Origin of the sequence: Geobacillus sp. JS12, from assembly GCF_001592395.1 — a bacterium.
GTDB lineage: Bacteria > Bacillota > Bacilli > Bacillales > Anoxybacillaceae > Geobacillus > Geobacillus zalihae.
Window position 1 is genome coordinate 1,972,792 of record NZ_CP014749.1, and the last position, 22,665, is coordinate 1,995,456.

Annotated in this window: 19 protein-coding genes and 5 pseudogenes; 6 read left to right on the forward strand and 18 right to left on the reverse strand. The window is 54.4% G+C overall.

All coding sequences use genetic code 11. The features are described from left to right. The first annotated feature begins 137 nt into the window (after positions 1–137). The 4 genes and pseudogenes from A0V43_RS09630 (at position 138) to A0V43_RS09645 (ending at position 4,141) form a co-directional block, all read left to right on the forward strand. A complete protein-coding gene (locus A0V43_RS09630; protein ID WP_015375336.1) occupies positions 138–824 on the forward strand; it encodes a response regulator transcription factor in 687 nt (228 codons plus the stop codon). Further along, positions 824–1,828, forward strand: coding sequence for a sensor histidine kinase (locus A0V43_RS09635; RefSeq protein WP_049624858.1), 1,005 nt, complete (start codon positions 824–826; stop codon positions 1,826–1,828). Before A0V43_RS09630 ends, A0V43_RS09635 begins: the two co-directional genes overlap by 1 nt. 93 nt (positions 1,829–1,921) lie before the next feature. Then, on the forward strand, positions 1,922–2,677 hold the full coding sequence (locus tag A0V43_RS09640; RefSeq protein WP_015375338.1) for an ABC transporter ATP-binding protein: 756 nt from the start codon (positions 1,922–1,924) through the stop codon (positions 2,675–2,677). Beyond that, a pseudogene (locus tag A0V43_RS09645) lies at positions 2,674–4,141 on the forward strand (FtsX-like permease family protein). The gene A0V43_RS09640 and the pseudogene A0V43_RS09645 overlap by 4 nt, the downstream one beginning before the upstream one ends. A 164-nt stretch (positions 4,142–4,305) precedes the next feature. On the opposite strand, the gene gndA reads toward A0V43_RS09645, so the two are convergent. From gndA to mce, 6 genes and pseudogenes are all read right to left on the reverse strand, one after another. Then, complete coding sequence (gene gndA / locus A0V43_RS09650; protein WP_011231826.1) at positions 4,306–5,715, reverse strand: NADP-dependent phosphogluconate dehydrogenase; 1,410 nt, start codon at positions 5,713–5,715, stop codon at positions 4,306–4,308. Positions 5,716–5,871: 156 nt separating this feature from the next. After that, positions 5,872–6,066, reverse strand: a complete 195-nt coding sequence (locus A0V43_RS09655) for a hypothetical protein (protein WP_011231827.1) — start codon at positions 6,064–6,066, stop codon at positions 5,872–5,874. Positions 6,067–6,147: 81 nt separating this feature from the next. Next, positions 6,148–6,642, reverse strand: coding sequence for a chemotaxis protein CheW (locus A0V43_RS09660; protein ID WP_011231828.1), 495 nt, complete (start codon positions 6,640–6,642; stop codon positions 6,148–6,150). A 108-nt stretch (positions 6,643–6,750) separates the two neighbouring features. After that, positions 6,751–7,873: pseudogene (locus A0V43_RS09665) on the reverse strand (tripeptidase T). A gap of 279 nt (positions 7,874–8,152) precedes the next feature. Then, positions 8,153–9,701: pseudogene (locus A0V43_RS09670) on the reverse strand (acyl-CoA carboxylase subunit beta). Then, positions 9,698–10,123 carry a methylmalonyl-CoA epimerase gene (gene mce, locus A0V43_RS09675; RefSeq protein WP_063192999.1) on the reverse strand — a complete coding sequence of 142 codons (426 nt, stop codon included), beginning with the start codon at positions 10,121–10,123 and terminating at the stop codon, positions 9,698–9,700. The pseudogene A0V43_RS09670 and the gene mce overlap by 4 nt, the downstream one beginning before the upstream one ends. Positions 10,124–10,336: 213 nt before the next feature. On the opposite strand from mce, the gene prli42 reads away from it, so the two are divergent. Next, a complete protein-coding gene (gene prli42 / locus A0V43_RS19795) occupies positions 10,337–10,429 on the forward strand; it encodes a stressosome-associated protein Prli42 (RefSeq protein ID WP_012820630.1) in 93 nt (30 codons plus the stop codon). A 44-nt stretch (positions 10,430–10,473) separates the two neighbouring features. On the opposite strand, the gene A0V43_RS09685 is transcribed toward prli42, so the two are convergent. The 11 genes and pseudogenes from A0V43_RS09685 to A0V43_RS09735 all read right to left on the reverse strand — a co-directional run bounded on the left by A0V43_RS09685 (position 10,474) and on the right by A0V43_RS09735 (position 21,604). Beyond that, positions 10,474–10,980, reverse strand: a complete 507-nt coding sequence (locus A0V43_RS09685) for a L,D-transpeptidase (RefSeq protein WP_063193001.1) — start codon at positions 10,978–10,980, stop codon at positions 10,474–10,476. Positions 10,981–11,048: 68 nt separating this feature from the next. Beyond that, positions 11,049–12,021: pseudogene (locus tag A0V43_RS09690) on the reverse strand (aromatic acid exporter family protein). A 169-nt stretch (positions 12,022–12,190) separates the two neighbouring features. Then, a complete protein-coding gene (locus A0V43_RS09695) occupies positions 12,191–12,478 on the reverse strand; it encodes a nucleotidyltransferase domain-containing protein (RefSeq protein ID WP_128578079.1) in 288 nt (95 codons plus the stop codon). After that, the gene (locus A0V43_RS09700; protein ID WP_128578015.1) at positions 12,459–12,920 is read right to left on the reverse strand and encodes an HI0074 family nucleotidyltransferase substrate-binding subunit; all 462 of its coding nucleotides are present in this window, start codon (positions 12,918–12,920) and stop codon (positions 12,459–12,461) included. The genes A0V43_RS09695 and A0V43_RS09700 overlap by 20 nt, the downstream gene beginning before the upstream one ends. 39 nt (positions 12,921–12,959) lie before the next feature. Then, positions 12,960–13,298, reverse strand: a complete 339-nt coding sequence (locus tag A0V43_RS09705; protein ID WP_063193003.1) for a type II toxin-antitoxin system RelE/ParE family toxin — start codon at positions 13,296–13,298, stop codon at positions 12,960–12,962. Next, entirely contained in the window at positions 13,285–13,653 is a 369-nt protein-coding gene (locus A0V43_RS09710; protein ID WP_063193004.1) for an AbrB/MazE/SpoVT family DNA-binding domain-containing protein, read from the reverse strand. Before A0V43_RS09710 ends, A0V43_RS09705 begins: the two co-directional genes overlap by 14 nt. A gap of 247 nt (positions 13,654–13,900) precedes the next feature. After that, on the reverse strand, positions 13,901–15,163 hold the full coding sequence (gene ltrA, locus A0V43_RS09715; RefSeq protein WP_063193005.1) for a group II intron reverse transcriptase/maturase: 1,263 nt from the start codon (positions 15,161–15,163) through the stop codon (positions 13,901–13,903). 598 nt (positions 15,164–15,761) lie between these two features. After that, positions 15,762–16,199, reverse strand: a complete 438-nt coding sequence (locus A0V43_RS09720; protein WP_011231850.1) for a BrxA/BrxB family bacilliredoxin — start codon at positions 16,197–16,199, stop codon at positions 15,762–15,764. Positions 16,200–16,231: 32 nt separating this feature from the next. After that, a complete protein-coding gene (meaB, locus tag A0V43_RS09725) occupies positions 16,232–17,380 on the reverse strand; it encodes a methylmalonyl Co-A mutase-associated GTPase MeaB (RefSeq protein WP_063193006.1) in 1,149 nt (382 codons plus the stop codon). After that, on the reverse strand, positions 17,377–19,572 hold the full coding sequence (gene scpA / locus A0V43_RS09730; RefSeq protein WP_063193007.1) for a methylmalonyl-CoA mutase: 2,196 nt from the start codon (positions 19,570–19,572) through the stop codon (positions 17,377–17,379). The genes meaB and scpA overlap by 4 nt, the downstream gene beginning before the upstream one ends. Beyond that, on the reverse strand, positions 19,556–21,604 hold the full coding sequence (locus A0V43_RS09735) for a methylmalonyl-CoA mutase family protein (RefSeq protein WP_063193008.1): 2,049 nt from the start codon (positions 21,602–21,604) through the stop codon (positions 19,556–19,558). Before A0V43_RS09735 ends, scpA begins: the two co-directional genes overlap by 17 nt. Positions 21,605–21,790: 186 nt before the next feature. On the opposite strand from A0V43_RS09735, the pseudogene A0V43_RS20925 reads away from it, so the two are divergent. Continuing rightward, a pseudogene (locus tag A0V43_RS20925) lies at positions 21,791–21,925 on the forward strand (type II toxin-antitoxin system HicB family antitoxin); the annotation flags it as partial. A gap of 93 nt (positions 21,926–22,018) precedes the next feature. Here the strand turns inward: A0V43_RS20925 and A0V43_RS09740 are convergent. After that, positions 22,019–22,603 carry a Uma2 family endonuclease gene (locus tag A0V43_RS09740; protein WP_015375354.1) on the reverse strand — a complete coding sequence of 195 codons (585 nt, stop codon included), beginning with the start codon at positions 22,601–22,603 and terminating at the stop codon, positions 22,019–22,021. Positions 22,604–22,665 lie beyond the last annotated feature (62 nt).

A 22,665-nucleotide genomic window follows, 5' to 3' on the forward strand; every position in this document is an offset into this window, starting at 1 on the left:
CGATCACGAACAGCGGCCATCGCTTTGCTGTCTAATACATTTTCATGCTTTCCATTTTGAACCTCCTTTCCCCCGAACGGTCAAACAAATATAATGAAAACGGAACTCCCAATAGAAACAAGTGGGGTGAGGCAAAGTTGAACATTTTGCTCATTGAAGATGATGTGACGTTGTTTCAAGAAATCAAAGCCCGTTTGGAACAATGGTCGTACGACGTTTGCGGCATCCGCGATTTCGGTCGTGTGATGGAAGAGTTTTCTGCTTGCAAGCCGCACTTGGTGATCATCGACATCCAGCTGCCGAAATTTGACGGGTTCCACTGGTGCCGCCAGATTCGTGCTCATTCGAACGTCCCGATTTTGTTTTTATCATCGCGCGACCACCCGACTGATATGGTCATGTCGATGCAGCTTGGAGCTGATGATTACATCCAAAAGCCGTTTCATTTCGATGTGCTGATCGCCAAAATCCAAGCGCTGCTCCGCCGCGTGTACAACTACAATGCCGGACCCGTTCAGCTGCAAACATGGTGCGGGGCAACGGTCGACTACGAAAAAAGCACAGTCTCAAATGAACACGGAACAGTGGAGCTGACGAAAAACGAGCTGTTGATTTTGAAACATTTATTGGCCAAGAAAAACCAGATCGTTGCTCGGACGGAGCTGATCAAACGGCTATGGGAAGACGAACGGTTTGTCAGCGACAACACGCTGACCGTCAACGTCAACCGCCTGCGGAAAAAACTCGACGAACTCGGTTTGGGCCGCTTCATTGAAACGAAAATTGGGCAAGGCTATATGGCTACGGAAGAAGGGAGCCACTGATGATCAAAGACTATTTGTGGGAACGAAAAAGCTGGATGGCCCTCTTTCTCTTTCTGGAGCTGTTCATCCTGTTTGTCGCTTATCTGGATCCGACGATTCCGCTCTCCTCCATCCTTTACATCGTCTTTTTAACGACTATCATCTTTGTTGTCTTTGTCATCATCCGTTGGAAAAAAGAAACGGCATTTTATCAACGTTTGCAAGAGTGGGAGCGCGGCCTCGATCCCGTCTCTGCCCTGCGGGCGGCAAGCCCACTGGAGAAGATCGTCGAACGCGTCCTCGCCAGCCAAACGGACCAATGGAAACAGGAGCTGAAAGAACACCTCGCCACGTTGGAACAAGAGAAAGATGAACTGTTGTCATGGATTCACGAAATGAAAACGCCGCTGACGGCCATGCGGCTCATCATCGAACGGGTCGGGGACGAAAACACGAAAGCGCAACTCTTGTACGAGTGGCTGCGCATTCATCTGCTTCTTGATCAGCAACTTCATCAACGACGGCTTCCACACATGGAAAACGACTTATATATCGAACAAGTCGAGCTTGAGCCGCTTCTCATCAATGAGATTAAACCGCTGCAATCGTGGTGTATGCAAAAAGGCATCGGCTTTGACCTTCAATTGGACGTCCGCTCCGTCCTAAGCGATGCCAAATGGCTTTCTTTTATCATCCGGCAAATCATCACGAATGCGGTGAAATACAGCGAGTCATCTGACATTGTCGTGAAAAGCTTTATGAAAAACGGCCATGCCCGCTTGCAAATTCAAGATTTCGGCTTGGGCATTGATCCAAAGGACTTGCCGCGCATTTTCGAGAAAGGATTCACCTCCACCACCGAACACCAAAATGAAGCGGCAACGGGGATGGGGCTGTATTTGGCGAAAAAAGCCGCCAAACCGCTTCTTCTTGACTTTCATGTCGAATCCACGCCCGGACGCGGAACGACATTTACGATCCTATTTCCACAAGAAAATGACATCATCCGCACGCACCGCATGTGACGATTTTGTCACACGCGGTTTCGTTTTGTTCGGCCAAACGCAGGAAAAAACCAACCCCATTGCTTATGATAGAAACGAAGGAGGGAAAACGAGATGGTCATATTGGAAGCAACCAACATCTACAAAACGTACGGAACGAAAAAGAACCTACAAGAAGTGCTCAAAGGCATCGATCTGCGTGTGGAGAAGGGGGAATTTCTCGCGATCATGGGGCCTTCTGGATCAGGGAAAACGACGCTCCTCAACGTTCTTTCCTCAATCGACCGGGTGAGCGAGGGCGCTATTTTCATCGAAGGAAACAACGTCGTCGCCATGAAAGACCGAGAGCTGGCAGAATTTCGCAAACGCCATGTCGGATTCATCTTTCAAGAGTATCATTTGCTTGACACGCTGACGGTGAAGGAGAACGTCCTTTTGCCTTTATCGATTACGAAAACGCCCAAGCGAGAAGCGGAAAAGAAATTTGCAGAATTGGCAGCTGAACTTGGCATCACTGACATCCAAAACCACTATCCGAGCGAAATTTCTGGTGGGCAAAAACAGCGCGCTGCGGCGGCGCGGGCGTTCATCCATGAACCGAGCATCATTTTTGCCGATGAGCCGACGGGCGCACTCGATTCAAAATCGGCTTCCGATTTATTGCACAAGCTGCAACAACTTAATAAAAAACGGAAGACGACAATCATCATGGTCACCCACGATCCGGTCGCCGCCAGTTTCTCAGGCCGTGTCGTTTTTATCAAAGACGGACAATTGTATACGCAACTGTATAAAGGAACGGAAACGCGGCAGCAATTTTTCCAAGCCATTATGCAAACGCAAGGTGTGCTGGGCGGTGTTCGACCATGAGCATGAAGCAACTCCTGTTCCGCAACTTGAAACAAAACATCCAACATTATTATTTGTACGTGTTTGCCTTGATGTTTGCTTCCGCCTTGTATTTCGCGTTCGTGACATTGCAGTACGATCCATCGCTTGATGCCATCAAAGGGGGAGTGAAAGGCGCGGCGGCCGTCCGCACAGGCGCGGTGCTTCTTATCGTGATTGTCGCCGTCTTTCTTTTGTACGCCAACGCCCTGTTTATCAAGCGTCGGAGCCATGAGATCGCTCTTTTGCAGTTGATCGGCATGACGAAACGAAACATCTTTTTGATGCTGGCGGCCGAAAACGTCATTCTTTATTACGGCACACTGATCATCGGCATATTGGTGGGATTTGCCGCTTCCAAGCTGTTGATAATGATTTTGTTTAAAATCATCGATATTCCGCTAGCGGCATCTCTCTCCTTTTCTGGACGAGCATTGGTGCAAACGTTGATTGTGTTCAGCGTGATTGATGTCCTCATGATGGGGATGAACCGCTTGTTTCTCAAAAAACAGACGATTTTATCCTTGTTCCGCACTACATCCACAACCGAAGCAAAACACGTATCCGTATGGAACATGGTCGTGGGGATGGTGGGGATCATCCTCATCGGCAGCGGCTATGGTATATCGACGAAATTGTTTAGCAGCGACTGGAAGAGTGTTCAAGGATTATTCATGGCCATGGCGTTCATTTTAGGCGCTGTCATCATCGGCACCTATTTATTTTTCAAAGGAACGATCAGCTTTCTGTTCCACCTATGGCGAAAACAAAAAGGTGGCTATTTGTCGATCAACGACGTGCTATCGGGATCGTCGCTCATGTTTCGCATGAAATCGAACGCGTTGCTGCTGACGATCATCACGACCGTGTCGGCCATCGCGATCGGGTTGATCTCACTAAGCTATGTTTGATCGTTTGCAAAAAGAAACCGATCCACAAAAGAAAAAGGTGCATATCGGAATTCATCTGACTGACGAAACAAATATTGAACGGGCTGATCAGTTGTTTCAACGCATGGAGTTTTCCTCCATCGCCGATTCGCGCCTGATGATGAGCCGCCACCGAAAGCAAACGTTCGGATTGATCATGTTTGTCGTCACCTTTTTAGGACTCGCCTTTTTGGTCACATCCGGCTGCATTCTTTACTTCAAGCAAATGGGCGCCGGCGAAGAAGAGCGGCCGAATTACACCATTTTGCGCAAACTGGGATTCACCGAAAAAGACTTGCTCGGGGGCATTCGGCGGAAACAGCTGTTCTACTTTGGCATTCCGTTGCTGCTCGGATTATCTCACAGCTATTTCGCCGTCCGTTCCGGCTGGTTCTTTTTCGGCACCGAACTGTGGACGCCGATGTTGACGGTGATGGCGATTTACACGGTCTGCTATTCGCTGTTTGGCGTGTTGTCCGTTCGTTATTACAAAAAGCTAATTCGCGAGGCGCTTTAAAACGATGTAGCGAGTGAGGGAAGAACCAAAACCGTTCCAACGTTCGCCCACTCGATCAGTGGTCATCCCATTCTGAAGATGCAGTTCCAGTTGACGGAACGAATTTTAGCTTTATCGAACACGAAAAGCCCTTAGAGTGGTGAATGACTCTAAGGGCTTTTTTCTTATTTCAACCATTCCGTATGGAAAATGCCTTCCTTGTCAACGCGTTCGTACGTGTGGGCGCCGAAGTAGTCGCGCTGCGCTTGGATTAAGTTGGCTGGGAGCACCGCGGTGCGGTAGCTGTCGTAATAGGCGAGGGCGCTTGCGAATCCTGGCACCGGAATGCCGCGCATCGCCGCGGTGGCGACGATTTCGCGGAGCGCGTCTTGGTAGCGTTCGACAATGTCTTTGAAATACGGATCCAAGAGCAAATTCGAAAGCGCCGGATCGCGGTCGTACGCCTCTTTAATTTTTTGCAAAAATTGCGCGCGGATGATGCAGCCGCCGCGGAAGATCATGGCGATATCACCGTAGCGCAAGTTCCAGTTGTATTCCTCAGAAGCCGCCTTCATTTGCGCAAATCCTTGGGCGTACGAGCAAATTTTGCTCATGTAAAGCGCGCGGCGCACCGCTTCGATGAAGTGAGCGCGGTCGCCTTCAAACGGCTTCACCGCTGGGCCTGCCAGCACTTTGCTTGCTTTCACGCGCTCGTCTTTCATCGCCGAGAGGAAACGGGCGAACACCGATTCCGTGATGATCGGCAGCGGCACGCCCAAATCGAGGGCGTTTTGGCTCGTCCATTTGCCCGTCCCTTTTTGCCCGGCTTTGTCCAAAATGACGTCGACAAGCGGCTTGCCTGTTTCTTCATCGATTTTCGTGAAAATGTCGGCCGTGATCTCGATTAAGTAGCTGTTCAGCTCGCCTTTGTTCCAGTCGGCGAACACTTCGTGCAGCTCTGCAGCATCCATGCCGAGCACATGTTTGAGCAAGAAGTACGCTTCAGCGATCAGCTGCATGTCGCCGTATTCGATGCCGTTGTGCACCATTTTGACATAATGCCCGGCGCCGTCCGGACCGATGTACGTCGTGCACGGTTCGCCGTCGACTTTGGCGGCGATGGCTTCAAAAATCGGGCGCACGAGCTCATGCGCTTCTTTTTGGCCCCCTGGCATGATCGACGGGCCTTTCAGCGCCCCTTCCTCGCCGCCCGAGACGCCCGTGCCAATAAAGTGGATGCCAAGTTCGGCGAGTTCTTTGTTGCGGCGCTGCGTATCTTTAAAATACGTATTGCCGCCGTCAATTACAATATCGCCTTTTTCCAAATGCGGCTTCAGCTGTTCGATCGTCGCGTCCGTCGGCGCGCCCGCTTTCACCATCAGCAAAATTTTCCGCGGTTTTTCCAAGGCGTTGACGAATTCTTCGATGCTGTATGTACCGACAATGTTTTTTCCTTTCGCTTCTTGCAAAAACTCGTCCGTTTTTTCGCGCGAACGGTTGTACACCGCCACCGAATAGCCTTTGCTTTCGATGTTGAGCGCCAAGTTTTTCCCCATGACCGCCAGTCCGATGACGCCGATTTGCTGTTTCGCCATTGTCCAACGTCCCTTTCCGTTTTGGTTTGTTCATCAAACAACATACCATACGTTTGCGCTTGCCTGCAAGTTTTTCTAAACCGATTTAGGAACAAGGCGGCACGACGGACTTTGCTTGACCTGTCCATGCGAAAAGGGGCGTAACGCCCCTCATGCTTAGTAGCCTCCATAATGCGGGAAGCCGTATGGTCCAAACGGGTAATGACCATAAGGCACGCCATACGGGAAGTGATGATAGCCGTCATACCCTCCATGCCAATGAGGATGGTGATAACCGTATGGAGGATAGCCGTAGCCGCCAACGTACGGCGGATAAAATCCGCCCATATACGGACCGAACGGTCGAACCATGGAATGCGCCTCCTCTCATGTGTTGAAGTTCATTTCCATGGTTAGGATATGCGCGGAAGAAAAAACGGTATAGGCAAACACCTATACCGTCTCTTCCTCTTGGATGACCTGGGCCGCGGCCTGGGCGGCGGCCACTTGCTCGCGAATCGCGTCCGCTTCTTCCAAATGGGCAAACAAGACGCGCGGATCCAGCACCGTGAGCAGCCGCTCCGGCAGCGTCGCGATCCCGACGACATACGGCGTGCGCTCCGCGGATACGAGCTGCAGCGGTTTGATGGCTTCCGGTTCAATATCGACAATTTCCTTTGCTTCGTCAACGATAAACGCCACCGACAACCCGTCGACCGCGGCGACGACAAGACGCGTCTGCTCGGTTTCCTCGATCGCTTTCCCATATAGAAGCTTTCGCATATCGAGCACCGGCGCGAGCTCGCCGCGGATGCGCGCAACGCCCGCCATACAATCCGGCATATGCGGCACGGCCGTCGGCGCCGTCATTTTCTCAATCGAGACGACATACGCGATCGAGACGGCGTACTGTTCCCGCTCGACGCGAAACACCACGTATTTGTCCATTCCCCCGCCACCTCTTTCGTGATTCGCACTCTGCTTTTTTTATCGGCTCATTCCGGCCGAATGTTTACCGAAAGGTTCAAGAAAAAAGAGCATCCAGCCTCGGGATGCTCATTCGGCATTGGCGACTTCCTCGACAATGGCGACAACCATCTCTGTCAGCTTCACCAGCTCTTCAATCGGCATCCGCTCATTCGTCGTATGGATTTCTTCGTAGCCGACTGCGAGGTTGACCGTCGGAATGCCGAAGCCGGCGATGATGTTGGCATCGCTGCCGCCGCCGCTTTTCTCCAGCTTGCACGGCCGTCCGATTTTCGCCGCCGCCCGTTTGGCGACCTCGACGACATGGTCGCCGTCGCTGAACTTAAAGCCCGGGTACATCACTTCCACTTCGACATCGGCGCGCCCCCCATTTCCGCGGCAACCGTTTCAAACGCCTCTTTCATTTTCGCCACTTGCGCTTCCATTTTTTCCGGAACGAGGGAACGGGCTTCCGCTAAAATATCAACGCGGTCGCAGACGATGTTCGTTTGCGTGCCGCCTTCAAAGCGGCCGATGTTGGCCGTTGTTTCCTCGTCGATGCGGCCGAGCGGCATTTTCGCGATCGCTTTCGCCGCAATCGTAATGGCTGACACCCCTTTTTCCGGCGCCACACCGGCATGGGCAGTTTTGCCATGCACAACGACTTTCAGCTTCGCCTGCGTCGGGGCGGCGACGACGATGTTGCCGACTTTGCCGTCGCTGTCCAAGGCATAGCCGTATTTCGCTTGGATGAGCGACGGGTTAAGCGCCTTCGCCCCGACAAGCCCCGACTCTTCTCCGACGGTGATGATAAACTGGATCACGCCGTGCGGGATGTTTTGCTCTTTCAACACGCGAATCGCTTCCAACATCGCCGCCAAGCCCGCTTTATCATCCGCGCCTAAAATCGTCGTCCCGTCGGTGACGACATAGCCGTCTTGAATCGATGGCTTCACGCCTTTGCCCGGCACGACCGTATCCATATGCGACGTGAAATAAATCGGATCCACCCCGTCTTTCGTCGTCGCGAGCGTGCAAATCAAGTTGCCTGCCCCATGCCCCGTTTTCGCGGCCGCATCGTCTTCGATCACATCGAGGCCAAGCGCTTCAAACTTTTGTTTGAGCACCTTCGCAATGTCCCTTCATGCTTCGTTTCCGAATCGATTTGCACGAGTTCCAAAAATTCGTCGACAAGACGCTGTTCATTGACCATCGCTTTTTTCCTCCTGCTTATGTACTCCACCTTAAGTATACCGAAATGTTCCGCCAAGAGCCAAACCGGACGCCGGAACGATCCGCACGATCAAGACGCATACGGACGCGCTCGAAATGCACCAGCGCGGACGGCCGGATCAAATGTCAGGTCCGTATATAGGCGAAAAATCCGGTGAGTGATTGGAAAGCGCGTCATCGGAAAGAGCCTGACATACGTGAATCCCCGTGCGAAAATGAAGAGCCGAGCAACAAAAAAGGGCCCCTCGGCCCCGTTCGTTTACAGCGGAATATTTCCATGCTTTTTCTTCGGCCGCTCCTCGTGCTTGTTTCGAAGCATCTCGAGCGCCTGAATGAGCTTGATTCTCGTGTCGCGCGGGTCGATGACGTCATCGATCATGCCGTATTTGGCGGCGACGTACGGATTGGCGAATTTCTCGCGGTATTCGGCAATTTTTTGCGCCCGCGTTTCTTCCGGATTCGGACTTTTTTCAATTTCGCTCGCGAAAATGATGTTCGCCGCCCCTTGCGGCCCCATGACCGCCACTTCCGCGTTCGGCCACGCATAGACGACATCGGCGCCGATCGATTTGCTGTTTAAGGCGACATAGGCGCCGCCGTACGCTTTCCGCAAAATGACGGTGATTTTCGGCACGGTCGCTTCCGAGTAAGCGTACAAAATTTTCGCCCCATGGCGGATGATGCCGCCGTGCTCCTGCTTGACGCCTGGGAAAAAGCCGGTGACGTCCTCAAACGTAATGATCGGGATGTTGAACGAATCGCAAAAACGGATAAAACGCGCCGCCTTGTCCGACGAGTCGATGTCCAGCCCGCCGGCCATAAACTTCGGCTGGTTGCACACAAGCCCGACCACTTCGCCTTTGATGCGGGCAAAGCCGATCACGATGTTTTTGGCGAAATCTTTTTGCACTTCCATAAACGATCCGTCATCGACGACTTGGGCGATGACGTGGCGCACATCGTACGGGCGGACGGCGTCAATCGGCACGACATCGGCCAAATCGGGGCGGTAGTCGTCCCCGTCCGGAATCGGGCCAAACGGCGGCTTTTCGTTATTGTTTGACGGCAAATAGCCAAGCAGCCGCCGCACCTCGGCGAGCGCCTCCTCTTCATTCGCCGCCGCAAAATGAGCGTTGCCGCTGATCGTGTTGTGCACGCGGGCGCCGCCTAAATCTTCGGCGCTGATTTTCTCCCCGGTCACCGCTTCAATCACTTTCGGACCGGTGATGAACATTTGGCTCGTTTTTTCGACCATGAACACAAAATCCGTGATGGCCGGCGAATAGACGGCCCGCCGGCGCACGGCCCCATAATGACGGAAATTTGCGGGATGACGCCGGAATAAATGGCGTTGCGGTAAAAAATGTGCCCGTACCCGTCAAGCGACAAGACCCCTTCTTGAATGCGGGCGCCGCCCGAATCGTTCAAGCCGATGACCGGCGCCCCGGTTTTCGCCGCCAAATCCATGATGTTCGTGATTTTTTTCGCATGCATTTCCCCAAGCGCGCCGCCGAAGACGGTGAAATCTTGCGAGAACACAAATACGGTGCGTCCATTGATCTTCCCGTAGCCGGTGACGACCCCATCGCCCGGCCCTTCTTTTCGCCAAGTCCAAAATCGGTGCAGCGGTGCTCGATGAACGGATTGAGCTCGACAAACGTCCCTTCGTCCAACAGCAAGTCAATCCGCTCGCGCGCCGTCAGCTTCCCTTTCGCGTGCTGCTGTTCAATTTTCTCATCGCCGCCGCCAAGCTCAATTTCGCGACGGCGGTCATACAGTTCGTTGATTTTGTCGTACATGTCGCTCATTGGTGTCCCTCCGTTCGGTTCGTCCGTTCACAAAGTTCGTACAACACGCCGCCGGTCGATTTCGGGTGCATGAAGGCCACCCACGCCCCGCCGGCGCCGCGTTTTGGCGCATCATGAATCATGCGAATGCCATGCTCCTTCAGCTCACGGATGCGCTCGGTGATGTCCTCGACGCCAAGCGCCACGTGATGGATCCCTTCGCCGCGTTTCTCGATAAATTTCGCCACCGCGCTCTCTGGCGACAGCGGCTCGAGCAGCTCAAGCTTCGCCTCTCCGGCCTGCAGAAACGCCACTTTCACCTGTTCCGACTCAACTTCCTCGATGCCGAGAAACGGCAGGCCGAGCACATCCGTATAAAACGGAAGCGCTTTCTCGATCGAACGGACGGCAATGCCGATATGGTCGACTTTTTTCACTTCCATCGTCTGCATCCCCTTTGCCGCAAAATGATGAGGCCAACGTTTTATTATTCGCCGTTTCAACAAAAAATCCTGCTTTTTTTTGTTTTTCTTTGTCTGCGCAACGGTCAAGCCATGGAGCGGTTCGTTTCATCTCTCATCCTGCTTTTTCCTTGTCCGCTCCGCTGTTTGCCGTTACAATAAACGTAGAACAGCGGACGGAAGGAGGACGGACCGTTGTCGCGCAAAACGCAAAAATTCGTGGTTTACTTGATGCTCATTTGCATGCTGCTGACGACGCTCCTCGCCGGCATCAGCATGTGGTTTTAAACCTGCCCAAAAAAACGCAAGCTCCGAAACGGAGCTTGCGTTTTTCATTGGACAGCGCCGTACCGTTTGGCAATGGCGTAAAACGATTCGTTGCTGCGGAGAATGAGCACGTTGGCGCCGATGGGCACCCGTTCATACAGCTGCTCGACATTGCGGTTGTGCATGCGCACGCAGCCTTGGGAAACGTAGCCGCCAATCGACGCCGGGTTGTTCGTGCCATGAATGCCGTACGTGCGCCCGTCCGTCCCGCGCGCGTTAAAGCCGATCCACCTTGTGCCGAGCGGATTGTTCGGCGCCCCGCCCGGGATGTTCTTTTTCCGATAATACGGGTGTTTCGCCTTCACCGTCACCGTAAACATTCCTTCCGGCGTCAAATCGGCATTGACCCCGGTCGCCACCGGATAAACGGCTTCGATGCGGCCGTCGCGGACGAGCGCGAGCTTATTGATCGCTTTGTTCACAATCACGAGCGGCTTCGCCTCCGCCGCTGTCTGGAAAGGCGCCCCCAACACGGCGGTGAGCACGAGACAAATGGCCAACCATACCCGCATATCCGTCCATCCTTTGCTTGAATGTTTGGCTATAGTGTGCGCCAAAACAGATGGACATATGCCCTGCATCATGCCTTCAGCCGCTGCGGTTTTCGTTCGTTTCCGGGGTGGAATTCGCTTTTGATGATTAAATATCGCTCCAATTCGCGCACCAAATGAAACAATGCCGCCCGCTCTTCAAACTGCTCGCGCGTCTTTGGCAGCGGCATCGCTTTAAACTGTTCGCGCATCTCGGCAAGGCGCCGCAAAAAGCGGTCCGCCGTATTCCCCGGATGAATGGCGTCGCTTAATTCGTCGATAAAATCCGCAATCCTCATCCGCTGCTCGACCGTGTAGGTAAGTGACGTCACAAGCGGAAGCATATGCTCAATGATTTCCAACTGCCGCTCGCGCATGCGGAAGTAGCGGACATATTCATCCTCATTCCGCCATAATTGGTTGTCGGCGTGGCGCATGGCGAGTTTTTTCGCTTTTTCGAGCGTCTCCGCGGCGAGCGGCAGCTCTTTTCCATCCCAATCAAGCTCATTTGTGCGCAAGTAGCGGACGATTTCTTTTAAAATGATGCGGAACAAATCCTCAACGATGCGTTGGTACTCTTTGAGCTGCTTCTCGGCGCTCGGCATATACATGTTCATCAGCAGCGCTACACCAATGCCAACCGCCACCAGCAAGATCTCATTGGCGACCAATCCCACGTGATGTCCCCGGCCGCATACAAATGCAAAATAATGACCGAGCTTGTGGCAATGCCCTCGTTCACCTTCAGCCTGACGGTCACTGGAATGAACAGCAGCAGCAACAGCCCGATCGTCCACGGATGATAGCCGAAGACGGTAAAAAACAACGCCGCAAACCCAATGGCGACGACGCACGCCGCAAAACGAGCCCGGGCGGTCTCAAGCGACCGCTTTTTCGTCACTTGGACGCATAAAATGACGATAATGCCAGCGGAAGCGAAGTTATGAAGACCGATCAGCTGAGCGATGGCAATCGCCAGCGCCGCCCCACCGCCGTTTTCAATGTCCGATAGCCGATTTTCATCGCGAGTCTCCTTTGCCAATGGTTGCCGACTTCATTGTACCGATGGCGGCGCTTTCGGTGCAAGAAAAAACGGACAATCCTGGCCTCCGCTCCGAAGCCGATCTGTCCCAACAAGCGCAGAAGGACAAAAAAGGCGGCTGTCCACTCATGCAGGGCAAGCCGCCTACGCTCACGACGGAGATTTCTCATAAATCGTCTTCCCGTCGCGCTCGATTTCCCGCCGGATCGCTTCGTTCAGCGCGTCAAAAAAAAGCACGTCGCACGAATAAATGCCGACGATCTCGTCAATATCCTCTTTGATTTTCCACTTTTGTTTGCCGGTGTAGTCCACGCACAAGTCAATGTCGGAGTTGTAGCGGGCCGTTCCGCGCGCCCGCGAGCCGAACAACACGACTTTTTGAATGTCTTTTTCGCCGGCGAAATACGCCATCAGCCGTTCAAACACGGTCGGGCTCATTCCATAGGTCACGATCGATCACTTCTTTTTTGATGTGTTCGAGCAGTGCTTCAATTTCATGAACATATTGTGATACAATTCGGTCTTTCATCTGTTCATAGTCTTCTTCGTTATATACATGGGCTGTAGCGTTTCGCGAGTGCAATATATCGTTCCATACATCAATATTCTGAATCCACCCTTCCTTAAACGCCTGGCGGTAACATGCCCGCGGGTTGTTCAATTCCAGACCGGACGCTTTGAAAATTCGCGACAACAGCTTCCAGAGCTGGTCTTCCAAAATTTCATACTTTTTCACGATCGAATCACGATATACTTCCTTCAGCAGTTCATCTTCTGCCGACACTTGCTTCGACACGGCAATGACATTCTTCAAATGAAGCAACAATCGAGACGCGCGCTGGTACGATAATACAATCGATTCTCCGTTCATCCATGCCATCGTGTTCTCCTTTGCCCATTGTCCTAAATGGATCTGCATCTATGGCTTCGAAAACGGCGCTTGATTCGTCTTCATATAACGCTTCAACTCTTCGTAAAAATTTTCACGCGTCCCCACCAAAACCACGACCACAACATATCCGCTGTCATCCTGATCGATGAAATAAGCAATTTCGTAATTGACCCCTTGATGATAAATGTCATACCCATAAACTCCTGCCAAATCTCCTGTTTTCGCTTCCCCTGCTTCGGCGGGATCGGTAAGAATCTGCCGCAAGGCTTCGATCAAACGCTGCTTCAGAGCTGCATCCTTTTTTGTCAATTTTTTAATGGCTTTTTCTGCTTTCGGAAGCAATTGCAGTCGATTATGGTTCATCATCTTCGCCAAATAACTCCTCTAACGTATCCGCCGTATACGTTTTTGCCTTTGGTCTTTCGTCAGCAATCATGGCATCTAAAGCAGGAGCGATTTGCGATTTACGATATACAAATTCTTTGTATAGTTCTTCACCTGTATATCCTTCCCTGATCAAGTCTTTTAAAATCAGATCGGAAAAGTCAAAGTGGTCCTCATGAATCGGATGAATAATTAGCTTATTATCCGCTAGCTCAATCAGCACTTCATTTCCAATCCCTAATTGCTCATAAAAATCTTTTGGGATTGTAATTTGTTTTTTACTTGATACAGCAATGCGCTTCACACGTTTTTTCTTGTCATCTGGGAGTTTGTCCATCGGTGCCTTCTCCTTTGTCATCGAATCTGATGGTACCATATTATTCCCCTCCTTCCAAAAAAATAACCAAATTTCTTGGTTTCTTTACTAATGATCATAGCATGGGGCGAAAGCAAACACAATGATTGGCCCCTGCTTTTGTTCAATGTTCATGAACATCATCTCCACCAATCATATCGAGTAGGAGGGGGCGGCTAACCCCCGTCCCTCACACCACCTAGCATGCGGGTCCGCACTAGGCGGTTCGTCAACCTTGACGGAGTTCGAAATATCGTTGCGTCAAACTCTTGAGCCCCTGAGTGGTCCAGTAGGTCTTGCCCAGGGCCTGGTGGAGTTGCGGCGTTTTCGTTGTTCTCCAAGCTCCTTTTCGGGTATTGGCGATCTCCATCACCGCTGTTTCCTTCAACCCCAGCGCCCTTAACTCACGGATTCTGGTTCTGACCCGTTTCCATTGAAGCCATTGACAGAGTCGAAGCCTCCTCCGAATCCATCCTTCGATGGTCTGAAGGACAGACGGGGTTTCGACGAGCCGAAAATACCCGATCCACCCCATGACGTATTGATTGACGCGATGAATTCGTTCTGGCATCGATATGCTCCAGTTTGGGTTGGTCAGCTGTCGGATCCGCTGTTTCAGACGTTGAATCGACCTTGGGGCGAGCCGGATTCGCGCTTTTCGTTCCGGTGTGAAGCTAAACCCCAGAAAGGCCCGTTTCCACGGGCGGTCCACCGCACTTTTCTCCTCGTTTACTTTGAGTTTGAGCGTTTTCTCCAAGAACCATTGGATGCTTTGTTTCACCCGTTGTCCCGCCCTCAGACTTTTCACATAGATGTTGCAGTCATCTGCGTAACGGCAGAATTTCAATCCTCGCTTCTCCAATTCCTTGTCTAAATCGTCGAGAAGGATGTTCGCCAGCAGGGGGCTGAGGGGGCCGCCTTGCGGCGTCCCCTCCTCGGTCTGCACCTTCACCCCTTCGATCATAACGCCGGCTTGCAGGTAGGCACGGATCAGTTTCAGCACACGTTTATCCTTGACTTTTCGGGCTACCCGGCTCATCAGGATGTCATGATTGACACGGTCAAAGAACTTCTCTAGATCTATGTCAACCACGTACCGATACCCTTCCTGGATGTAGCCTTGCGCTTGCCGCACGGCATCGTGGGCGTTGCGGCCCGGACGGAATCCGAAGCTGGAAGGGGAGAAGTCTGGATCGAAAATGGGTGTGAGTTCTTGAAGAATGGCTTGTTGGATCAGCCGGTCCACCACGGTGGGAATGCCTAGCTGCCGTGTGCCGCCGCCCGGTTTCGGGATTTCGACCCTGCGGACAGGCGCCGGCCGGTAAGTTCCCGCCAAGAGTTGGGCGCGGATTGTGCTCCAGTGAGCGCGGATGTAATCACGGAGTTGATCGGTTGATACTCCGTCGATTCCCGGTGCTCCTTGGTTCGCTTCGACCCGTTTGAGCGCCGTGATGAGGTTGTCTCTCGCTAAGATGCGTTCCAACAAAGCCATCGTGATCTTCTCCTTCCGCGGGATGAGATTCAGGTCTTGCCGGGTTGCGCTCAGCCCTCGACCTGAGGCCCTCTGGGCTTCACCCTTGCTTCCTCAGATGAGTTCCGAAAGGAATTCTGCTTCGACACGCAACATCTCGAAAGAGTCTGATTCATCCCTGAGTTGACGTTCGGCCCTTCCTGTTTCAGGCGTCCCTTACTCCAGTACTATGGCCTCTGCTGACTCCTGTACGTTCAGCAGAGCCTTTCGACTCTGGTTGCCATCGTCAGAAGGCGTTCCGTACAGGCCTCCCCGGATAAGGATGGACACTTTCCACTCATGTACCTGCCCAATCTACCTCCACAGCCCTTGGCGGCTTAGGACTTCGTCTTGTTGTGCAGACTCGTCCGACTGTGACGGCCTCCCATTGGGTTCGTGTACCTCAGGTCGAGTGTTTGCTTCCAGCTTCCTTCAGATTCCACCTCGCGGTGGACACCCTTGCTTTCAGCTAACGGTAGGCGCTCGCCAGCCCCCGTTCGGGACTTTCACCCTATAGCGTCGCACCCATGCCGGGCGTACACAAACACCCGAAGCCAAAGAAGGCTTCGGGTGTTTGTACTCACACTTCCTCACAATATTCATCGAACAGCGCCTGCAGCTTTTGCACGACAGCGACCGGTTCGTGCCCTTCGATGTCGTGTCGGTGCAACATGGCGCACAATTTCCCGTCTTTTAACAAGGCGAACGACGGCGAGGATGGCGGCTCGCCGACAAAATACTCGCGCGCGCGGGCGGTTGCTTCTTTGTCTTGGCCGGCAAAGACAGTTACTAAATGGTCCGGGCGCTTGTCGTAATGAACCGCGTGGGCCGCTGCCGGACGGGCGATGCCGCCGGCGCAGCCGCACACCGAGTTGATGAGCACGAGCGTTGTGCCCGGACGGCGGAATGCCGCATCGACGTCTTCCGGCGTGCGCAGCTCTTCAAATCCGGCTTCGACCGCTTCGCGCCGCGCTTGTTCGACGATGTCGTTATAGAGCGGAAATTGAAATTGGAACATCTCAACACCTCCTTCGATTTGCCTTTATCATATCACAGTTCACCGCCCCGCTTCCGTTCATACGCCTCGATCAGCTCGCGGACGGCGGCGGTGACCGGCTTGGCGCCGGAAATGACGCTGTTCTCGAGCATCGGGAGCTTTTCTTTCACGATCGGGTCTGCGAAAAAGCGCGTTTCGATATATTCTTTGATCATGGCGTGCATCCAGTCTTTTTGCTGCTGGCGGCGGCGGTCGAAAAAGACGCCGGATCGCTTTGTCGTTTCGACAAACGTTTGAATGACGCGCCACATGTCGACGATCCCTTCTCCCAACAGCGCCGAGCATGTGTACGCTTTCGTCTCCCAGCCGGGCGTGGCCGGGCGGAGGTAATGGAGAAACTGGTTGTATTCTTTTTGCGCCGCTTTTGCTTTTTCTTTATTATCGCCGTCCGCCTTGTTGATGACGATGGCGTCCACCAGCTCCATGATGCCGCGCTTCATGCCTTGCAGCTCGTCGCCGGCGCCGGTTAAGGCGAGCAACAAGAAAAAGTCAACCATCCCGCGAACGACAAACTCGCTTTGCCCGACGCCGACCGTCTCGACGAGGATGATGTCATAGCCGGCCGCCTCGCACAGCATCATCGTCTCGCGCGTTTTTCGGTGTACGCCGCCAAGCGCCCCGCCCGATGGGGACGGACGGATGAAAGCGTGCGGATGGCGGGCGAGCGCCTCCATCCGCGTTTTGTCGCCGAGGATGCTGCCGCCGGTCAATGAGCTTGTCGGGTCGACGGCCAACACCGCGACGCGGTGCCCCTGCTCGCATAAAAACGTGCCAAACGCTTCAATGAACGTGCTTTTCCCCGCCCCCGGCACGCCGGTGATGCCGATGCGAATCGAGCGGCCGACGTGCGGAAGCAGTTCATTGAGCACTTGCTGGGCGAGATCCATATGCCTGGCCGCATTGCTTTCGACAAGCGTAATCGCCTGCGCCAAAATGGTGCGGTCGCCGGCGAGCACTCCTTGGACGTATTCTTTAACCGATCGTTCTTTTCGCCGCACTAGCCGCTTTGGCGCCGGCGGGCGCTCGGCTTGCACGTACGACGACAAGCCATTGCCGTCCGCCCATTCCGGGCGCCGCGGCTGCCCGTCCGAAGCTGCGCTCTGGCCGCTTTCCTGTTCCCGCCGTTTCTCTTCCCCGCTCATGGGTTCACTTCCTCATAGCCAAGCCGGGCGTAAATTTCCTCCAACACCTTTTCCGCTGACTCCGGAATCACGGTTCCCGGCCCGAAGATGGCCGCGGCGCCGTGCTCATACAAAAACGCGTAGTCTTGCGGCGGGATGACGCCGCCGACAAAAACGAGAATGTCGCCGCGGCCGAGTTTTTCAAGCTCCGCCACAAGCTGCGGCACGAGCGTTTTATGTCCACCGGCGAGCGAGCTGATGCCGACAGCGTGCACGTCGTTTTCGACCGCCTGGCGCGCCGTTTCTTCCGGCGTTTGAAAGAGCGGGCCGATGTCGACGTCAAACCCTAGATCGGCAAACGCTGTGGCGACGACTTTCGCCCCACGGTCATGCCCATCCTGCCCCATTTTCGCAATCAAGATGCGCGGACGCCGCCCTTCCAGTTCGGCGAACTGCTCCACCCGCCGCTTCACCCGTTCGAGCTGGGTTTCGTTTTTGTATTCCGAGCTGTACACGCCGCTGATCGAGCGGATGGCGGCGCGATGGCGACTCGCCACTTTTTCGATCGCATACGAAATTTCCCCGAGCGTCGCCCGGACGCGCGCCGCTTGGACGGCCAGCTCAAGCAAGTTCCCTTCGCCCGTTTCCGCCGCTTTTGTAATGGCGGCAAGCGCCGCTTCGACCTGCTCGTTGTCGCGCGTCGCCTTTAGCTCGTTCAGCCGCTCGATTTGCCGCTTTCGCACGGCGGTGTTGTCGACTTCTAAAATGTCGATCGGTTCTTCTTTGTCCGGGCGGTATTTGTTCACGCCGATGATCGTTTCCGCTCCTGAATCGATGCGCGCTTGGCGGCGGGCCGCCGCTTCTTCGATGCGCATTTTCGGGATGCCCGTTTCAATGGCTTTCGCCATCCCGCCCAAGCTTTCAATTTCTTCGATATGCACCCACGCCCGTTTCATCAACTCGTTCGTCAACGCCTCGACGTAATACGAACCGGCCCATGGATCGATCGTCCGGCAAATGCCCGTTTCTTCCTGCAAGTACAGCTGCGTATTGCGGGCGATGCGCGCCGAGAAATCGGTCGGCAAAGCAATCGCTTCATCCAAGGCGTTCGTATGGAGCGACTGCGTATGCCCCATCGCCGCCGCGTGCGCCTCGATGAGCGTGCGCACAACGTTGTTGAACGGATCTTGCTCGGTCAAGCTCCAGCCCGACGTTTGCGAATGCGTCCTGAGAGCGAGCGATTTCGGGTTTTTCGGGTTGAACGTTTTCATCATTTTCGCCCACATGAGGCGCGCCGCCCGCAGTTTCGCCACTTCCATAAAGTAGTTCATGCCGATCGCCCAGAAAAACGACAGCCTCGGCGCGAACGAGTCGATGTCAATGCCCGCTTTCAAGCCGGTGCGCACGTACTCAAGCCCGTCGGCGAGCGTGTACGCCAGCTCCAGATCGGCCGGCGCCCCGGCTTCTTGCATATGGTAGCCGGAGATGCTGATGCTGTTGAACTTCGGCATGTATTTGGCCGTATAGGCGAAAATGTCGGCGATGATGCGCATCGACATCTCCGGCGGGTAAATGTACGTGTTGCGCACCATATATTCTTTCAAAATATCGTTTTGGATCGTGCCGGACAGCTTGTCTTGCGTCACTCCCTGCTCTTCGGCGGTGACGATGTAAAACGCCATAATCGGGAGCACCGCCCCGTTCATCGTCATCGACACTGACATTTGGTCGAGCGGGATGCCGTCAAACAAAATTTTCATATCGAGCACCGAGTCGATGGCCACCCCCGCTTTGCCGACGTCGCCGACGACGCGCGGATGGTCGGAGTCATAGCCGCGGTGCGTCGCCAAGTCAAAAGCAACCGACAGCCCTTTTTGCCCCATCGCCAAGTTGCGCCGATAAAAGGCGTTGCTCTCCTCGGCGGTCGAAAAGCCGGCGTATTGGCGGATCGTCCACGGCCGCACGACGTACATCGTCGGGTACGGCCCGCGCAAGTACGGCGGCAAGCCGGGCATAGAATCAAGAAAATCAAGCCCATCGATGTCTTCCTTTGTATAAAGCGGCTTCACCGCAATGTGCTCATTCGTCTGAACCAACAGCTCATCGATCGACGCTTGCACGCGTCGCTCCACCGCGTCTCTCCACTGTTTCTCATCCACATCGGCCGCTATGGCGGAAAGCGTCATGTTGGCAAAATCAACGTACTTCGCCATCCAACGCCACCCCTCTTTCCGTTAGAAACGCCACGATCACATCGTACGCGTTCGAACCGAGATGAATCGATCCGTCCACGCCCGCGTCCGCGTACGTTCTCTCAAGCTCTTCCGGCGGCTTTCCGGCGACATACAGCTTCGCGTTCGGCTTGGCTTGCTTAAACGCCCGAGCCAACGCTGGAACAAACGCCGGGTAATCGTCATCGGCGCCGCACACGATATAATGCGTCCCGCTCGTGCTTTGCACCCATTCGACCGCTTCCGCGACCGAGGCAAAGCCATCGCTCCGCTCAGCCGCCACCCCGCCGGCCGCAAACAGCCCGGCGATGAAATCGGCGCGCGCCTGATGGCGGACAAGCGGCCCGATATTGATCAAGTGAACGGAAAGCCGGCTTCCCGTGCGTTCGGCATACTCCTCGGCTGCCTTCCGCAGCTGCTCAAACGGCTCGGCCAAGCGCCATGCGTGAATCGGCGCAATGCGGACTGACGCGTTTCCGTCAGCAAGCGCCGCTGCGATCTCCCGAGCGGTTGCTCGACGGCGGGCCGCACGAATCGCCGCTTCCATCCACTTTCCGCCGACAAGCGCGCTGCGAATCTCGGCCACCCGCTTTTCATCCAGCGGCGGCGCCACGTTCGCTGCGTCTTGCTTCGGTTTTTCGACCGGCGTTTCCTCCAAATTGGCGTACACGTTCGTGCCAACGATTTTTTCCTTCCGCGTCTTGACACGATCCAGCCGCCGCTTGGCGACCGCTTCCACTTCCGTCTGCACGAAGCCGTCTTCGAGCGCCTTCGCCATGCCGCCTTTTTCCTCCACACGCTGGAACAGCTTCCACGCTTCTTCGGCGAGCTTGGCGGTCAACGTTTCCACATAATACGAGCCGCCTGCCGGATCGATGACGTTCGCCACATGCACCTCTTCGAGCAAAATGAGCTGCGTGTTGCGGGCGATGCGCCGAGAAAACTCATCGGCGAGTCCGATCGCCTCGTCAAACGGCGACACGTGCACGCCATCGGCGCCGCCGACAACGGCCGCAAACGCTTCCGCCGCCGCTCGGAGCATGTTCACATACGGGTCGTACACCGTTTTCGTAAAGGGCGACGTGCGCACATGCAGCTCGATCCGCCTTGCTGATTCACCGCCGCCAAACGCTTCGATCACTTGCGCAAACAACCGCCGCGCCGCCCGCAGTTTCGCGATTTCCATAAAAAAGTCCGCCCCAACCGCAAACGACGCTTGCATCCGCGTCGCGATGTCATCCACCGTCAGCCCCCGATCCAGCCCGGCGCGGATGTACTCGACCGCCGCCGCCAGCGCAAACGCCAGCTCCTGCACGGCGTTCGCCCCGCCGTTATGGTACGGCTCGCCGCGAACCAAAATCGTGCGGACGGCAGGCATCTGTTCCTTCGTCCACTTCGTTGCTTCCGCCATTTCATCATACAGCCGCAAAAACGAACACGGGAGCGTCCCCTGTTCCGCCCATGCTCCGAGCGGATCCATGCCGATCGCGCCCCGTACGCTCGATAGCGGCACTCCCCGTTCCTCTAAATAAGCGGCCAACAGCGCCAAAAACGAAAGCGACCGCGCCCCGGCGTCCACACGGAGCGAATAGCGGTCCAGCGGCACGCCATCAAACATCGCCGCCACATCATCAACCGACTCGACGGCAAACGGTAGCCGACCAAGGGCAAGATGGATTTCCGTCTGCCCCCGCTCCAAGTCGTGCTTCACTGCCTCGTTCCAGTCGGACGGGCTCGCTGCCGAAATCTCCTGGCTCACCTTCCACGGCTCGCCCCGATACCCTTCCGGCCGCGCCCCGCGCACATAGCGGCCAAAGCCCGGGTACTGCTCAAGCGGGCCGAGCGCCTCCACATCGCGGCGCGTATAGAGCGGTTTGACCGCAATGTTTTCGTACGTCATCGATACAAGCCGCTCGAGCGGCTTGCCTTTCAGCGACTTTTCCGCTTCCCGCTCCCACTCCTCCACCGTCGGAGCCGGAAACGCCGCTTCCTTCATCTTCGCGACATCGCTCATTCCGATCCCCCTTTGCCTTCCAGACATAAGAAACCGCTTTCTTTTCAAGCCGCACCTTTCCCTCTCGAACCCGTCTGCTCAGAACGAAGCGCTGATGACGCTTCGTGTGGGAAAAAACGGTTTCTATGTTTATTGTAGTACATCGGCCGCGTTTGGGCAATGAACTAAAAGGCAAACAACTTGCTGATGCCACCATTTCGCCATGAAATGGAAAACAAAGCGGTCAAAAAAACATGAACGATCCCGAAATGGCTCGATGACTTGACGAAACAACACCATCTCAACGATTCACAAATCCTCCAAGAAGCCCTGAAAAAACATGAAAGGAAGAGGGCGTTGTTGCATGCTCTCTTGGACGATGCTCCCTCGTCCCCTCCAAATCGCCGCTTAGCGAAAATCTCAACTGCCATTTATTCATTGGAAAATGTTTCGCAAATCGATCACGAAATCCTTCAATACATGAACCAAAACGGCGTCATCCCGGTTGTACACTCCATGAAGTTCCAATCTTCCTGTTTTTCCGCGCAAATACACTTCCACCACTTGATTCGCCGGGTCAACGATCCAATATTCCTTCACCCCGGCCCGCTCGTACGCGATCCGTTTGTCCATCCGGTCGATTTTGGCCGTGGCGGGGGACAAGATCTCGACGACCAAATCCGGAGCCCCGACAATGCGGTTTTTTTGAATTTTGTTTTGGTCGCAGATGACGACAAGATCGGGGCATACCCAGTTTCGGACGTTTTCATCCATCCATCCCTTTCGATGATCTTCGAAAAGATACACATCGATCGGGGCGGCCAACACGCGGCAATCCTTCCCACGAAGATGCATCCCGAATTCAATGGAAAGTTGGAGCGAAACGGATTGATGTTCCGGTGTCGGCGACGGCGCCATGCTGATGATGTTCCCATCCAACACCTCGCACCGTTTTCCTTCCGGCCATGTCGCATACTCTTTGTACGTCATAGGGGCCTGTTCCTTTTCTGGTGAACCCATATCCTCCACCTGCCTTCTAATTTTATATTGATTATACACCATCCATTCCTGTGTCTTGAACG

Excerpts from the sequence above, each read along its gene's own strand:
- A0V43_RS09635 (WP_049624858.1), top strand. The coding sequence starts at position 824 with ATGATCAAAGACTATTTGTGGGAACGAAAAAGCTGGATGGCCCTCTTT.
- A0V43_RS09640 (WP_015375338.1), top strand. The coding sequence starts at position 1,922 with ATGGTCATATTGGAAGCAACCAACATCTACAAAACGTACGGAACGAAA.
- gndA (WP_011231826.1), bottom strand. The coding sequence starts at position 5,715 with ATGGCGAAACAGCAAATCGGCGTCATCGGACTGGCGGTCATGGGGAAA.
- A0V43_RS09655 (WP_011231827.1), bottom strand. The coding sequence starts at position 6,066 with ATGGTTCGACCGTTCGGTCCGTATATGGGCGGATTTTATCCGCCGTAC.
- A0V43_RS09660 (WP_011231828.1), bottom strand. The coding sequence starts at position 6,642 with ATGGACAAATACGTGGTGTTTCGCGTCGAGCGGGAACAGTACGCCGTC.
- mce (WP_063192999.1), bottom strand. The coding sequence starts at position 10,123 with ATGGAAGTGAAAAAAGTCGACCATATCGGCATTGCCGTCCGTTCGATC.
- A0V43_RS09685 (WP_063193001.1), bottom strand. The coding sequence starts at position 10,980 with ATGCGGGTATGGTTGGCCATTTGTCTCGTGCTCACCGCCGTGTTGGGG.
- A0V43_RS09695 (WP_128578079.1), bottom strand. The coding sequence starts at position 12,478 with ATGAGCCCGACCGTGTTTGAACGGCTGATGGCGTATTTCGCCGGCGAA.
- A0V43_RS09700 (WP_128578015.1), bottom strand. The coding sequence starts at position 12,920 with ATGGCATGGATGAACGGAGAATCGATTGTATTATCGTACCAGCGCGCG.
- A0V43_RS09705 (WP_063193003.1), bottom strand. The coding sequence starts at position 13,298 with ATGATGAACCATAATCGACTGCAATTGCTTCCGAAAGCAGAAAAAGCC.
- A0V43_RS09710 (WP_063193004.1), bottom strand. The coding sequence starts at position 13,653 with ATGGACAAACTCCCAGATGACAAGAAAAAACGTGTGAAGCGCATTGCT.
- ltrA (WP_063193005.1), bottom strand. The coding sequence starts at position 15,163 with ATGGCTTTGTTGGAACGCATCTTAGCGAGAGACAACCTCATCACGGCG.
- A0V43_RS09720 (WP_011231850.1), bottom strand. The coding sequence starts at position 16,199 with ATGTTCCAATTTCAATTTCCGCTCTATAACGACATCGTCGAACAAGCG.
- meaB (WP_063193006.1), bottom strand. The coding sequence starts at position 17,380 with ATGAGCGGGGAAGAGAAACGGCGGGAACAGGAAAGCGGCCAGAGCGCA.
- scpA (WP_063193007.1), bottom strand. The coding sequence starts at position 19,572 with ATGGCGAAGTACGTTGATTTTGCCAACATGACGCTTTCCGCCATAGCG.
- A0V43_RS09735 (WP_063193008.1), bottom strand. The coding sequence starts at position 21,604 with ATGAGCGATGTCGCGAAGATGAAGGAAGCGGCGTTTCCGGCTCCGACG.
- A0V43_RS09740 (WP_015375354.1), bottom strand. The coding sequence starts at position 22,603 with ATGGGTTCACCAGAAAAGGAACAGGCCCCTATGACGTACAAAGAGTAT.